This window comes from Nonomuraea aridisoli, from assembly GCF_003236395.1.
Classification (GTDB): domain Bacteria; phylum Actinomycetota; class Actinomycetes; order Streptosporangiales; family Streptosporangiaceae; genus Nonomuraea; species Nonomuraea aridisoli.
The window spans coordinates 1-13,999 of sequence record NZ_POUD01000243.1 but is presented as its reverse complement, the minus strand read 5'-3'; the positions used below and the strand labels follow the sequence as shown (position 1 = coordinate 13,999).

The following is a 13,999-nucleotide window of genomic DNA, read 5'->3' as shown; positions in this document are numbered from 1 at the left end:
CCCCCGAGCCCGCCACCACGGCCGCCACCCCCGAGCCGGCCGGCCCGAAGCCCGCCGTCAGCGTGAGCCCTGGGCCCGGCGACACCCCGGCGCCCTCACCGGCCCGGTCGAGGTGATGAGATCGGTGTCATGAGCTTCGTACCCCCGGGCACCGGCTGGCCCGACGACCCGGCGACCGCCGACACCCCGGTCGCCCTCGACCCCGCCGACGTGCGCCGCCTCGCCGCCACCAGCGACACCCTCGCGGAGCTCACGGCCAGGCAGTCGGTCTGCCGCGCCTGCCCGCGCCTGGTGGAGTGGCGCGAGGAGGTCGCCCGGGTGAAGCGGCGCGCGTTCGCCGACGAGACCTACTGGGGCCGTCCCGTCCCGGGGTGGGGCGACGAGCACCCGCAAATCCTGGTGGTGGGCCTGGCCCCGGCCGCCCACGGGGGCAACAGGACCGGGCGCATCTTCACCGGCGACCGCAGCGGCGACTGGCTGTTCGCCTCGCTCCACCGCTGCGGGCTGGCCTCGCAGGCCACCAGCACGCACGCGGGCGACGGGCTGGAGCTGCTCGGGGCCAGGGTGATGGCTCCGGTGCGCTGCGCCCCGCCGGCGAACAAGCCGACGCCCGCCGAGAAGGCCGCCTGTCAGCCGTGGATGTCGCGCGAACTGGCGCTCGTGACGGAGGACGTCCGGGTGATCGTGGCGCTCGGCGGCTACGCCTGGCAGGCCGTCTGGCCCGTGCTGAAGGAGGCCGGGTACGAGCTGCCGCGCCTGCGCCCGCCGTTCGGGCACGGCGCCGAGGTCGAGCTCCGTCACGCCGGCGGCCCCGTGACCCTGCTCGGCTGCTACCACCCCAGCCAGCAGAACACCTTCACCGGCCGCGTCACCGCCCAGATGCTGGACGACGTCTTCACCAGGGCCAGGTCACTGGCTGTGTGACGCGTCCCACCACGTCCGGATTGGCTTCGTCGAGAGCGCTTGACGTAAGCTTGTGAATGCTTTCACAAGCACTCCACGAGGGATGGGGCCTCAGGATGAACAAGCACATCTTGATCGTCGGCGGCGGATACGTCGGCCTGTACACGGCGCTGCGGCTGCAGCGCAAGCTCCACCGTGAGCTGCGCGGTGGCGATGCCCGCATCACGATCATCGACCCCCAGTCCTACATGACCTACCAGCCCTTCTTGCCGGAGGCGGCGGCGGGTAACCTCTCGCCGCGCCACATGGTGGCCCCGCTGCGGCGGATCCTGCCGAAGGCGCACATCCTCAACGGCACGGTGACGAAGGTGGACCACGCCGGGCGCACTGTCACGTTCCAACCGGCCGAGGGCGAGGCCCGCCGGCTCTCCTACGACGTGATCGTGATGGCGGCCGGCTCCATCTCGCGTACGCTGCCCATCCCCGGTCTCACCGACATCGGCATCGGCTTCAAGACCGTGGGCGAGGCCATCGCGCTGCGCAACCGCGTGCTCCACCTGCTCGACGTGGCCGAGTCGACCGACGACCCCGCGGTGCGGCGCAGGGCGCTGACCTTCGTCGTGGTCGGGGCGGGGTTCGCCGGCGTGGAGGCGCTGGCCGAGCTGGAGGACATGGCCAAGGACTCGACGCGCTACTACCGCAACATCAAGCCGTCCGACATCCGCTGGGTGCTGGTGGAGGCCACCACCCGGGTGCTGCCCGAGGTCGGCCCCGAGATGGGCAAGTGGACCCTGGAGCAGCTGCGCGAGCGCGGCATCGACGTCCGGCTGGAGACCCGCCTGGAGTCGTGCACGGACGGCCACGTCGTCCTCTCGGACGGCACGGAATTCGACGCCGACACCCTCGTGTGGACCGCCGGCGTCAAGCCCAGCCCCGTGGTCAACGACAGCGACCTGCCGCTCGACGAGCGCGGCCGGATCAAGACGACCGCCCTGCTCACCGTGGCGGGCACGCGCGACGCCTTCGCGGCCGGCGACGCCGCCGGGGTGCCCGACGTGACCAACCCCGGCCAGTTCTGCGCGCCCAACGCCCAGCACGCCGTGCGCCAGGCCAAGGTGCTGGCCGACAACATCGTCCGCCACCTGCGCGGCCAGGAATTGGTGCAATACCGCCACAAGTACGTCGGATCGGTCGCAGGTCTCGGCCTGCACCAGGGCGTCGCCAACGTCTACGGCGTCAAGCTTCGCGGATTCCCTGCGTGGTTCATGCACCGCACCTACCATCTGTCGCGGGTGCCGACGCTGAACCGCAAGGTCCGCGTCGTCGTCGACTGGACCCTGGCCCTGTTCTTCAAGCGCGAGACCATCTCGCTGGGTGAGATGGAGCACCCGCGCGAGGGGTTCAGGGCCGCCGTGGCGACGACTCGCCGCTAGCCCGGGAACGGCAACGCCCCGGCGGATCATCGCCGGGGCGTCTCGGCGCCCCTGGTCGCATGGGAAGGGGCACAAGGGGTGGGGCTCTCAGCGGTGACCGTGCTCGGCGTCGACCGGCCCGGCGTGATCGCCGCGGTCACCGGTTCGCTCGCCGAGTGCGGGGCGAACATCCAGGACTCGACCATGACGTTGCTCGGCGGGCACGTGGCGATGATGCTGCTGGTGTCGGGCGACCTCGACCCCGCCGAGCTGAGGAAACGCCTGGGCGCTCCCGATCTGGTCGTGACCGCCTCCGCCATCGAGGCGCGCCGTCACTTCTGCGACGACGGCGGCGGCGCCCCTGAAGGGATCGGCTACGTGCTGACCGTCCACGGGCCCGACCGGCCGGGCATCATCTCGGCCGTCAGCGCCGTGCTCGCCGACGACGGCGGCAACATCACCGGCATGAGCACCCGCCTCACCGGCCGCCTCTACGTGCTGATCGCCGACGTCGACCTGCCCAAGGACGTGGACGTGGCGGCGCTCATGCGCAGGCTCGCGGTCGTCGGCGCGAGCCTCGACTCGCAGATCACCTTCCGCCCCGTCGAACCGGACCTGCTGTGAAGGGGACCCCGCGGGAGGTGCTCGGGGCGCCCCACCCCGTGCTGTCGGCCGTGGCCGAACCGGTGGACCCGACCGCGCCCGAGGTCATGGCCGCGGCGGCCGACCTTCTCGCGACCCTGCGCCAGGAGCCCGGTGCGGCGGGCCTGGCGGCCCCCCAGATCGGCCTGAGTTGGCGCCTCATCGCCTTCGACGCCGGTCGGCACCCCAAGGCACGGTCAAGGGCCGGGGAGCTCGTGGTGGCCAATCCACGGCTCGCGGGCGCCGCCCACTGGAACGGGGGGCGCGAGGGCTGCGCCTCCGTCGCGGGGCTGACCGCCGACGTCCCCCGCGCGACGCGTATCACCGTACATGGGCATTTGCCAGGTACGGGGGAGGCCGTCACCATCGAAGCGGACGCCTTCGAAGCCCGCTGCATTCAGCACCAACTGGACCATCTGGACGGTCTACTCTTCTTGGACAGAGTGCCTCGAGTCCTATCACTTCACACTAGTCTTCACACTTGTGACGCTTGATGCGAAGTTGTGCTCCTCGGAAGCATGGTCCGTTTCGTATGATTGCGGCGCCCCCGTAGCCCAATGGCAGAGGCAAACCCCTTAAAAGGGTTGACGTGCGGGTTCGAATCCCGCCGGGGGCACTGCCTCTTTACCTCCCCTTTAGGTCGCTGACCTGGAGGTTTTCCGCGATCGACAGGCGGACTCCCGAGGCCGATATCGAGTTGTTACTCAGTTGAGGCGGCGCGGCGCGCTTCAGCTCCGATGGCGTAGGGGCCGAGCGCGCGGGCAAGAGTCTCCCTCTCGTGGCCGGGCGGGCGGCCCGTGTTTGCGCGGCTGAAAACTTATCGTGCTCCCCTCGATATTGACATCGTGCCGGTTTCATGCAATCTCTCGGGAGAGTCCGGTCGTTTCTTTCCGTGAAAGGTTGACTACACCTGACAATGAGACTTTTCGGCAGGTGAAATCAGGCCGGCGCCCATGGCCGCCCGACCTGTCCGCCCCGCCCGGGGCGGGCATCCCCTGCAGGGGCTGTCATGACGAAGATTTCTCCGTCTCGGGATGACCATGGGAACTCCGTGGCGGGCATGTTCGTTGTGAACGCAGCCGTAGGTTTCAAAGGAACATCTAACTGAGCGTCACAGTTGACCAAGGTGCCGCCGCACCTCGCAGGTCGGCGACACAGGAGGCAGCGATGCAGAGCAAGAACCCCGTATTCAGCAGGTCGCGGCAGCAGGCCGCGACGGGCTGGGCCGGTCCCACCCCGTCCCCCGACCAGTTGCAGAACATGTACGACACACCGTCGTACACCCCGACCAGGCCGGCGTTCCGGACCATGACGCTCGACGACGTCGTGGTCCGAGGGTTCCTGACCCTCGGGGCGCTCGTCGTGGCCGCCGCCGCGGCCTGGTATCTCCAGGTCCCCCCGATGGTCGCCATCGGCGCCGCCGTCGTGGCCCTGGTGCTGGGGCTGATCGCCTCGTTCACCATGAGCACCAACCCGGCGCTCATCCTGGGATACGCGGTCTTCGAGGGCGTGTTCCTCGGCACGATCAGCTCCGTCTTCGAGGGCATGGTCAGCGGCATCGTGTTCCAGGCGGTGCTCGGCACTGCGTTCGCCTTCGGCGCGGTGCTGACCGTCTACGCGCTGCGCATCGTGCGCGTCACCCCCAAGCTGGTGAAGTTCACCATCGCGGCCGGCCTCGCGGCCCTCGGCCTGGTGGTGGTCAACCTGATCGCCGGCATCTTCGTCGACGGCGGCCTGGGCCTGCGCACCGACTCCCCGCTCGGCTGGATCTTCAGCGTCGCGATGATCCTGCTCGGCTGCTTCTTCCTGCTGCTCGACTTCGACTCGATCGAGCAGGGCGTCCGGCAGGGCGCTCCGGAGAAGTTCGCCTGGCAGTGCGCGTTCGGCCTGACGCTCAGCCTCGTGTGGATCTACCTCGAGGTGCTGCGGCTGGTCAGCTACTTCAGCAGCAGCGACTGACCGTCCCTGACGTGATGAGGGCCTCGCCGATCCGGCGGGGCCCTTTTCGCTGTGCGATCGAAGATCTACCGACCGTCACGAAATGATGCCCTTACGGGGGGTTGCCATCCGTACATCTGTGTTGCAGTGTCAAGCAAAGAAGCGTTAACCGCGGAGGTGCCCATGTCCTTGAACCACTCACCGGAGACGCAGACGAAGCTCATCGCAAGGGTCCCCACGATAACGGGACGCGAACTCCCCGAGTGGTTCCAAGCCATCGACAACGGCCCGGCTTTCCTACGGTGCGACGAGCGGGCCAACTGGCTCGCCGACGAGCACGGGCTCACTCACGGCTACGCCGCCGCCATCGTGCGCGAACACGAGCGGCAACGCCGTAACCGTCGGGGCTTCATCTAGACCCCAGTATCGTCCCCCGCGCCCGCGCCGCCAGCGCGGGCGCGTCATCATGAGGGGATGGATCTCGACAAGGCACTTGACTTCCTTCGCGCCAACCACCACGCGGTCCTGCTCACCAGGCATCGCGACGGACGCCCGCAGATGTCCCCGGTCGTCGCCGGGGTCGAGAACGGCCGCGTGGTCATCAGCTCGAGGGAAACCGCGATCAAGGTGAAGAACGCCCGCCGCGACCCGCAGGTCTCGTTGTGCGTCTTCACCGACCGCTTCTACGGCGACTGGATCCAGCTCGACGGCACCACGGAGATCATCTCCCTGCCCGACGCCATGGAGCACCTGATCGCCTACTACCGCGGCATCTCCGGCGAACACCCCGACTGGGACGACTACCGCGCCGCGATGGAACGCGAACACCGCGTCATCATGAGCATCACCCCGGCCCACGCCGGCCCCGACCACCACGGCTGACACGCCCGGCGCCCGGCCGTGCGGCCGGGCGCCGGGAGAGCACGACGGCGCGGGTCAGCCGATGCGCTCGATGATCATCGCCATGCCCTGGCCGCCGCCCACGCACATCGTCTCCAGGCCGATGCTCTTGTCGTGGTGCTGGAGGCCGTTGATCAGCGTGGAGGTGATCCGGGCGCCGGTCATGCCGAACGGGTGCCCGACCGCGATCGCGCCGCCGTTGACGTTGAGCCGGTCGAGCTCGATGCCCAGCTCGCGGTACGACGGGATCACCTGGGCCGCGAACGCCTCGTTGATCTCGACCAGGTCGATGTCGTCGATCGCCATGCCGGCCCTGGCCAGCGCCTGCTTCGTCGCCTCGACCGGTCCGAGGCCCATGATCTCGGGCGACAGGCCGGAGACGCCGGTGGAGACGATCCGGGCCAGCGGCGTGATGCCCAGCTCGGCGGCCTTGACGTCGCTCATCACGACCACCGCGGCGGCGCCGTCGTTCAGCGGGCAGCAGTTGCCGGCCGTGACCGTGCCGTCGGGGCGGAAGACGGGCTGCAGCGAGGAGACCTTCTCGTACGTGGTGCCGGGCCGCGGCCCGTCGTCCTTGCTGACCACCGTGCCGTCGGGCAGGGTCACCGGCGTGATGTCCTTCTCCCAGAACCCGTCGGCCAGCGCCTTCTCGGCGAGGTTCTGCGAGCGCACGCCGAACTCGTCCTGCTCCTGGCGGGAGATGCCCTTGATCTGGGCGACGTTCTCGGCGGTCTGGCCCATCGCGATGTAGACGTCGGGGATGTCGCCGTCCTCGCGCGGGTCGTGCCAGGTCTTGCCGCCCTTGCCGAACTCCTTCGTGCGGCCCAGCGCGCTCAGGAAGGCCGGGTTGTGCGTGTCGGGCAGCGAGTCGGAGTTGCCCTTGGTGAAGCGTGACACGGTCTCAACGCCGGCCGAGACGAACACGTCGCCCTCGCCCGCCTTGATGGCGTGGAAGGCCATCCGCGTGGTCTGCAGCGACGAGGAGCAGTAGCGCGTCACGGTGGTGCCGGGCACGTTGTCGAGCCCGAGCAGCACCGCCACCACGCGGGCCATGTTGAAGCCCTGCTCGCCGCCGGGCAGACCGCAGCCGAGCATGATGTCGTCGATCGACGACGGGTCGAGCTGGGGCACCTTCGCCAGCGCGGCCTGGATCATCTGCACGGTCAGGTCGTCGGGCCGGATGTCCTTCAGCGAGCCCTTGAAGGCTCGCCCGATCGGGGAACGCGCGGTTGCGACGATGACTGCCTCGGGCATGGCCCCTCCTTTGTCGGCGCTAATAATAGAACTATATTCCAGTTCTTCGGTCGAGGCCCGCGCCGCCCCCGGGTGTTATCCGTACATACCCGGCGTCGTCCCCGTGTGGTCGTGCACCGCGTGGACGGCGCCCTTCTCGTCGCGCCACAGCCGCCAGCCCTCCTGGCTGCCGGTGAACCACAGCGGCGGAGCCGCGGCGGGCGAGACGCGCTTGCCCGTCGCCAGGTCGTACTCGCAGACGGCGGCCGTGGAGTAGAAGCCCGGCGGCTGGCCGCGCAGCGGCAGCGGCTTGGGGTCGGTGACGCAGAACGACCAGCCGCGCTGTTCCTCGACCGACACCGGATGGCCGGAGGCCAGGTCGAAGGCCGTGCCCTTGGCGTTGTGGGTGAGGAAGCCCAGTTTGTCCATGCGTTCCGGGAAGGCCAGCCACCAGCCGGAGCCGGGCACGTCAGCGGCCGGGATCTGGCCGACCACCCGCCCGCTCAGGGGGTCGAGCCGGGCGAACCCGCCGTAGGAGCCCTGCGGGTCCACCGGGCGTACGACGGGGGCGTGGCCGGGGTTGCCGCTCGGGTAGACGCGTACGACCGAGGGCCGCATCCAGTTGATCGTCCCGTCGGCGATCTTGACGGAGAACAGCCCGAACGTGGAGACCTTCCGCGTCTGCGGGTGGGTGTAGGGGGCGACGTAGCCGACCAGGTCGTCGCCCGCCGCGCCGAACGCCCACCCGCCCGACATGTCGATGCCCGGCCCGAGCGCCTGCTCGATCGGCTGCTGCCACTGCAGCTTGCCGGTCTTGAGCTCGTACGACTCCACGGAGGGGCTGGCGGACAGCCGCAGCAGCAGGACGCGGGAGCGGTCGGACCACTCGACCTCGGAGATGCCGGGCAGCCGCCACAGCACCTTGCCGGTCGACGGTTCGAGCACGACCATGCGCGCCTTGGCCAGGGCGGTGTGCTCCGACAGGCAGACGTAGGGCCCGCACCGCTGCGGTCCGAACGTCGAGTGCACCGGCCTGCTCCACCTCCGCGCCCCCGAGTGGGCGTCGCGGGCGGTGAGGGTGGCGTTCCAGCGGCCCTTCTTGGCCGGGTCGAGGGCGACGACCACGGCCTTGCCCGGCGACGTCTCGACGACCGCGGGCGTGGTGACGCCCATGCCGGGCAGGCGGCCGGCCATCGTGGCCGGCTGGGCCCACAGCCGCCTGCCGTCGCGCAGGCCGAGGGCGACCGTCTCGAGCGTGCCGTCGGGCTTCATGGAGGTGGTGGCCACGACCCCGGCCGCCACGGCCATCCGGCTGACGGCGTTGACGTGGGTGTTGTGCCAGGTCGTGGATTCGGTGGTGGCCGCGTCGCTGCCGGAGCAGGCCGTCGCGGCGAGGGTTCCGGCGAGGGCGAGGGACGGTTTCCAAAGGGACCGGAGCACAGGCAATCCACTCCAATGAGAACGGGGAGTGGCGGCTCCGGCCCGGAGGGTGACCGGGCGCGGTCTCGCTGAGCCGTCAGGCGTCGTTGAGCGGCTCGCCGGGCCGCCGGCGGAGCAACGTCGCCCACTTGCCGTGCAGGCCCGTCGCCCGCCCGTCGACCCGGGTCGCGGTGACCTCGGTGCCGGGCTCCTCCGCGGCCGTCGCCGCCGCGAGGTATATCGGTTGCAGTGCTTCGCCGCGCCGGGGGTGCGGTTCAGGCCAAAGCCCCAACGCTGCGCACACCGACGGTAGCACCGCGTAAGCGGCCTGCGCGTAACCTCGGTCAGATGGATGGAAACGATCCGGTCCGAACATTTCTGCCGGATTTGCGTCGAATTCGGGCCCCAGGACGTCGGCGAACGCCACCGTACGCCCTCCGGCGTCGACCACGGCGACCGTCTGGGCCGCGGCGAGCTGGCGGCTCCAGCGCCGCGTCACCCAGCGCAGCGGCTGGGCGATCGGCCGGACCGTGCCGAGGTCGGGGCAGGTGCCCACGACCACCTCGGCCCCCGCGTCGCGCAACCGCCGCACGGCCTTGGTCAGATGCCGTACGGCCGCCGCGGGCGGCGTCTGCGTGATGATGTCGTTGGCGCCCACGAAGATGACCGCGATGTCGGCCTCCAGGGAGAGGGCGACGTCCACCTGCTCGGTCAGCTCGGCCGACGGCGTGCCGGACTTGGCGGCCACGACCAGGCGCACCGGGCGCTCGGCCACGGCGGCCAGGCCGTTGGCGAGCAGCACGCCCGGGGTCTTCGCCGGGTCGGTCATGCCGAGGCCCACGGCGGTCGAGTCGCCCAGCATGGCCATCCTGATCGGCTCGCCGGGGAAATCGCCGTAGACGCCGTCGGAGGCGGGGCCGTCGAGGCCGTGCGGCTGGCCGATGGCCTTGCGCGCGAGCAGCCCCTCCGCGATCAGCAGCCCGTACGCCGTGGCTCCGAGGGCGGTGAGCCCGCCCCCTCCGAATGCGGCCGCGGTAGCGATCTTGCGTGCCGCCCGCGCCATGCCTGCTGGCCACACCACGTAGGTGCCCTCCCTGGTCGAACTCGGCGGTAGCGTTTGCTTGAAAGTAGCCGAGGCCCTGTCACCCCCACGGGACCTCGGCCGACGACAAGCTGATCAAGCTTCGGCAAAGAAGGTGAACACCTCGGTGCGCGTTTACGATTCCCTGGTCGAGCTGATGGGGAACACCCCGCTCGTCCGGCTGCACAAAGTCAATGCGGGGGTGCCTGCGCAGGTGCTCGCCAAGGTCGAGTACTTCAACCCGGGCGGCTCCGTCAAGGACCGGATCGCGGTGCGCATGATCGAGGCCGCGGAGAAGTCCGGCGATCTGCGCCCGGGCGGCGTCATCGTGGAGCCCACCTCGGGCAACACCGGCGTCGGGCTGGCCATCGTGGCGCAGCAGAAGGGCTACCGGTGCCTGTTCGTCGTGCCCGACAAGGTGGCCCAGGACAAGATCTCCGTCCTGCGGGCGTACGGCGCCGAGGTCGTCGTCTGCCCGACCGCCGTCGCGCCCGACCACCCCGAGTCCTACTACTCGGTCTCCGACCGGCTCGCCCGTGAGATCCCGAACGCCTGGAAGCCCGACCAGTACTCCAACGTCAACAACCCCGACTCCCACTACCACTCGACGGGGCCGGAGATCTGGGAGCAGACCGAGGGCCGGGTCACCCACTTCGTGGCCGGCATCGGCACCGGCGGCACGATCAGCGGCACCGGCCGCTACCTCAAGGAGGTGTCCGGCGGCCGGGTGAAGATCATCGGAGCCGACCCGGAGGGCTCGGTCTACTCCGGCGGCTCCGGCCGCCCGTACCTCGTGGAGGGCGTCGGCGAGGACATCTGGCCGGCCACGTACGACACCACGATCTGCGACGAGATCATCGCCGTGTCCGACAAGGACTCCTTCACCATGACCCGCAGGCTCGCCCGCGAGGAGGGGCTGCTGGTCGGCGGCTCCTGCGGCATGGCCGTGGTGGCGGCGCTGCGGGTGGCGGCCACGGCCTCGCCCGACGACATGGTGGTCGTGCTGCTGCCCGACGGCGGCCGCGGCTACCTGTCGAAGATCTTCAACGACGACTGGATGGCCGACTACGGCTTCCTGACCGAGTCGTCGGAGGAGGGGCTGGTCGGCGACGTGCTGGCGCGCAAGGGGGCGGGGCTGCCGGAGTTCGTGCACGCCCACCCGCACGAGTCGGTCGGCACGGCCATCTCGATCATGCGCGAGTACTCCGTCTCGCAGCTGCCCGTGATGAAGGAGGAGCCGCCGGTCATGGCGGCGGAGGTGGTCGGCTCCATCGTCGAGCGCGACCTCCTCGAAGCCCTCTATCACGGAAGGCTGTCGTCCGACGACCCGATCTCCGAACATATGTCGGCCCCGCTACCCACGATCGGCAGTGGTGAACCTGTGGCTCGTGCGGTGGAAGCGCTGGAGAAGGCGGATGCGGCGGTCGTGCTGGAAGACGGCAAGCCCGCCGGGCTGATCACCCGGCAGGACCTGCTCGGCTTCCTCGCCAACCACTAGGGCTTCAGGATCGACTCGATCACGGTGCCGAGGCCCTCGCCGCCGCGGCCTTCGGCGTCGGCGCGCTCGAAGAGCCGCCGGAGCGCGTCCGGCACCGTGGTCTCGAGCCCTGCCTCCGCCAGCGTGTCCACGGCGTGGCGGAGGCCGACGGCCTGCATGTGCAGGGAGTTCAGCTCACCCGGGTAGACGCCGGCCGCCACCTCCTCGGCGAGGATCTTGGCGTACCCCATGGGCCCGTCGCCGCCCATCTCGGTGAACGTCTCCCGGGCGAACGGCAGGAACTCCATCGGCGACACGCCGGCCCTGCGCAGCAGGGCCATGGCGTGCATGAAGCTGGTCAGGCTCGACCAGAAGATCAGCAGCTGGGCCTGGTAGTACGTCATCGCCAGCCCCTGGTCGGCCCCGACGTAGGTGACAGCGCCGAGCGCTTGGAGCGTCGCGGCGTGCCGGTCCAGCGCGTCCTCGGGGCCGCTGTAGAAGGTGTACGCCCCCGGCTGCCCGATACCGGGCGGCGGCACCATGACCCCGCCCGTGACCAGCGTGCCGCCGCGCTCCGCGACCCACGCGGCCGCCGCGCGCAGCTCGGCGGGAGAGCCGGAGCTGAGGTTCACCACCACCTTCCCGTCCAGCCGCGCCTCCCCGAGACTGTCGTACATCGCCGGGTAGTCGGTCTGGCTGACCACCAGCAGGTCGCCGTCGGCCGCCGACCCCGCCCGCCTGGCCCCCTTGTCCACCAGCGCGTCCGCCTTGCTCGCCGTACGGTTCCAGACCGCCACCTCGTGGCCCGCCGCCAGGAACGCGGCGGCCATCGCCGACCCCATCGGGCCGAGTCCCACTACTGTCACTTCGCTCATGCCCCAACCATCGGGCCCGGCGCTACGGAAATCCTTCGGGTCCGCCACGGGTTGGCATGGGTGTGCTGCGTTTCGGAGTGCTCGGGCCCTTGCAGGTCCGTACGGAGGACGGCCGGCCTGTCGAGGTGGCCGAGCCCAAGGTGCGGGCGCTCCTGGCCGACCTGCTCGTCCACGGGGGTGGGCCGGTGCCGGCCGACCGGCTGGTCGAGGACCTGTGGGAGGACCGGGCCGGTCGTAACCCTGTTGGCACCCTTCAGGCCCGGGTCTCGCAGTTGCGCCGGGCGCTCGGCGACCGTGCCGCCGTGCTGCACGGGCCTGGGGGGTACCGGCTGGCGGGCTGCGACTGCGACGCCGCGCGGTTCCGGGCGCTCGTCGGGCGTCGTTCGCGTGACCCGCGGGTGCGGGCGGAGGAGCTGGGGCAGGCCCTGGCGCTGTGGCGCGGGCCCGCGTACGCGGAGTTCGCCGACGCGGAGTTCGCGCGCGCGGAGGCGGCCGGTCTGGAGGAGGCGCGGCTGGCGGCGCTGGAGGAGCAGGCCGAGATCCTTCTCGACCTGGGCGAGCCCGTGGACCTCGGCTCGCTGGTCGCCCGCCATCCGCTGCGCGAGCGGCTGGTGGCGGCGCACCTGCGGGCGCTGTACCGGGGCGGGCGGCAGGGCGAGGCGCTGACGGCGTACGCGGAGCTGCGCGGGCGGCTGGCCGAGGAGCTGGGTGTGGACCCGTCACCCGAGCTGACCGCGCTCCACCAGGCCATCCTCCGCCAGGACCCTGCCCTGCACCGCCCCGCGGCAGCCCGAGGCGGGCCGACGAACCTGCCGGCGCCCCTGACGGAGCTGATCGGACGGGACGCCGAGGTCGCCTCGGTACGCGGGCTGCTGGGCGCCGCCCGGCTGGTGACCCTCACCGGCCCGGGCGGCGTCGGGAAGACCAGCCTCGCGCTGGAGGCCGCCCGCGGTGTGACCGCGCCCGACGGGGTGTGGCTGGTGGAGCTGGCCGGAGCGATCGACCCGTCCGAGGCGGTGGCCGCCGTGCTGGGGGTACGCGACGACGGCGCCCTGCCCCTGACCTCCCGCCTGGCCGCCGCCCTGGCCGGCAAGGACGTGCTCCTGGTCCTCGACAACTGCGAGCATCTCCTGGATCCGCCCGACAGGAGCACGGTTCCCGGGCTGGTGGCGGAGTTGCTGCGGGCCGTTCCCGGGCTGCGGGTGCTGGCGACCAGCCGCGAGCCGCTCGGGGTGACCGGCGAGCGGGTACGCGTCGTGCCGCCGTTGCCGGAGCCCGAGGCCGTACGCCTGTTCACGGCACGGGCCGGTGTCGAGCCGGACGAGACCGTGGCCACCGTCTGCCGTCGCCTCGACGGCCTGCCGCTGGCCCTGGAGCTGGCCGCCACCCGCGTGCGCGCGCTCGGCGTCCAGGAGCTCGCCGACCGGCTGGACGACCGGTTCCGGCTGCTCAGCGCCGGGACACGCGACGCGCCCGCCCGGCAGCGTACGCTCCGGGCGGTCATCGACTGGAGCTGGGAGCTGCTGGGCGAGGCCGAGCGGGTGGTGCTGCGGCGGCTGGCCGTGCACGCCGACGGATGCACGCTGGAGGCCGCCGAGGAGGTGTGCGCGGAACCCGGCGTGGACGTGCTCGACACGCTGGCCCGGTTGGTGGACCGGTCGCTGGTCGTCCGCGTTCCCGGGCCGCGGTTCCGCCTGCTGGAGTCGGTGGCCGCGTACTGCGTGGAGCGACTGTGCGAGGCGGGGGAGCTCGACCTGATCAGGGACCGGCACGCGCGCTACTACACGGCGCTCGCCGGGCGCGCCGACCTCAGGGGGCCGGGGCAGCGGGAGTGGCTGGCCCGGCTCGACGCGGAGACCGCCAACCTCCGCCTCGCGCTGTCGGGTCCGCACCCGCTGCGCCTGGTCAACGCCCTGGCCTGGTACTGGATCCTGCGCGGCCGCCTGCGCGAGGCCCGCCGCTCCCTGACCACCGCCCTGAACGCCACCGGACCTGGCGCCGGGGAGGCGGCGGTCTGGCTGGCCGGGGTGGAGTTGCTGATCGGGGAGACCGCCGTGTCCGTCCGGCGGGAGGGGCTCGACCTGGCGGGGGAGGCCCTGGCCGACTGGCTGCTCACGCA

General features: G+C 71.2%; 13 protein-coding genes and 1 tRNA gene. 10 read left to right on the top strand and 4 right to left on the bottom strand.

What is annotated here, in order from left to right; genetic code table 11:
- Positions 1-129: 129 nt before the first annotated feature.
- The 8 genes from C1J01_RS37550 (at position 130) to C1J01_RS37515 (ending at position 5,777) form a co-directional block, all read left to right on the top strand.
- The gene (locus C1J01_RS37550; RefSeq protein ID WP_111183722.1) at positions 130-924 is read left to right on the top strand and encodes a uracil-DNA glycosylase; all 795 of its coding nucleotides are present in this window, start codon (positions 130-132) and stop codon (positions 922-924) included.
- A gap of 95 nt (positions 925-1,019) precedes the next feature.
- On the top strand, positions 1,020-2,336 hold the full coding sequence (locus C1J01_RS37545; RefSeq protein WP_111183721.1) for an NAD(P)/FAD-dependent oxidoreductase: 1,317 nt from the start codon (positions 1,020-1,022) through the stop codon (positions 2,334-2,336).
- 78 nt (positions 2,337-2,414) lie between these two features.
- Positions 2,415-2,939, top strand: coding sequence for a glycine cleavage system transcriptional repressor (locus C1J01_RS37540; RefSeq protein ID WP_111183720.1), 525 nt, complete (start codon positions 2,415-2,417; stop codon positions 2,937-2,939).
- On the top strand, positions 2,936-3,451 hold the full coding sequence (locus tag C1J01_RS53845; RefSeq protein WP_111183719.1) for a peptide deformylase: 516 nt from the start codon (positions 2,936-2,938) through the stop codon (positions 3,449-3,451). The genes C1J01_RS37540 and C1J01_RS53845 overlap by 4 nt, the downstream gene beginning before the upstream one ends.
- A gap of 49 nt (positions 3,452-3,500) precedes the next feature.
- Positions 3,501-3,573 (top strand) — tRNA-Leu (locus tag C1J01_RS37530).
- A 551-nt stretch (positions 3,574-4,124) separates the two neighbouring features.
- Positions 4,125-4,916 (top strand): Bax inhibitor-1/YccA family protein, encoded by a 792-nt coding sequence (locus C1J01_RS37525; RefSeq protein WP_111183718.1) that lies wholly within the window; start codon positions 4,125-4,127, stop codon positions 4,914-4,916.
- A 162-nt stretch (positions 4,917-5,078) separates the two neighbouring features.
- Positions 5,079-5,312: a DUF4287 domain-containing protein gene (locus C1J01_RS37520; RefSeq protein WP_111183717.1), complete on the top strand. Its 234-nt coding sequence runs from the start codon at positions 5,079-5,081 to the stop codon at positions 5,310-5,312.
- Positions 5,313-5,369: 57 nt separating this feature from the next.
- Complete coding sequence (locus C1J01_RS37515; protein ID WP_111183716.1) at positions 5,370-5,777, top strand: PPOX class F420-dependent oxidoreductase; 408 nt, start codon at positions 5,370-5,372, stop codon at positions 5,775-5,777.
- A gap of 54 nt (positions 5,778-5,831) precedes the next feature.
- On the opposite strand, the gene C1J01_RS37510 is transcribed toward C1J01_RS37515, so the two are convergent.
- The 3 genes from C1J01_RS37510 to C1J01_RS37500 all read right to left on the bottom strand — a co-directional run bounded on the left by C1J01_RS37510 (position 5,832) and on the right by C1J01_RS37500 (position 9,510).
- Complete coding sequence (locus C1J01_RS37510) at positions 5,832-7,049, bottom strand: acetyl-CoA C-acetyltransferase (protein WP_111183715.1); 1,218 nt, start codon at positions 7,047-7,049, stop codon at positions 5,832-5,834.
- A 75-nt stretch (positions 7,050-7,124) separates the two neighbouring features.
- Complete coding sequence (locus C1J01_RS37505) at positions 7,125-8,468, bottom strand: outer membrane protein assembly factor BamB family protein (RefSeq protein ID WP_111183714.1); 1,344 nt, start codon at positions 8,466-8,468, stop codon at positions 7,125-7,127.
- Positions 8,469-8,544: 76 nt separating this feature from the next.
- The gene (locus C1J01_RS37500; protein WP_111183713.1) at positions 8,545-9,510 is read right to left on the bottom strand and encodes an SGNH/GDSL hydrolase family protein; all 966 of its coding nucleotides are present in this window, start codon (positions 9,508-9,510) and stop codon (positions 8,545-8,547) included.
- A gap of 145 nt (positions 9,511-9,655) precedes the next feature.
- On the opposite strand from C1J01_RS37500, the gene C1J01_RS37495 reads away from it, so the two are divergent.
- Positions 9,656-11,026 carry a cystathionine beta-synthase gene (locus C1J01_RS37495; RefSeq protein ID WP_111183723.1) on the top strand — a complete coding sequence of 457 codons (1,371 nt, stop codon included), beginning with the start codon at positions 9,656-9,658 and terminating at the stop codon, positions 11,024-11,026.
- Here the strand turns inward: C1J01_RS37495 and C1J01_RS37490 are convergent.
- A complete protein-coding gene (locus C1J01_RS37490; RefSeq protein ID WP_111183712.1) occupies positions 11,023-11,880 on the bottom strand; it encodes an NAD(P)-dependent oxidoreductase in 858 nt (285 codons plus the stop codon). The two genes, C1J01_RS37495 and C1J01_RS37490, sit on opposite strands and share 4 nt — an antisense overlap.
- A 62-nt stretch (positions 11,881-11,942) precedes the next feature.
- Here C1J01_RS37490 and C1J01_RS37485 point away from each other — a divergent pair.
- A partial coding sequence (locus tag C1J01_RS37485; protein WP_438943170.1) for an ATP-binding protein occupies positions 11,943-13,999 on the top strand: 2,057 nt, incomplete at its 3' end.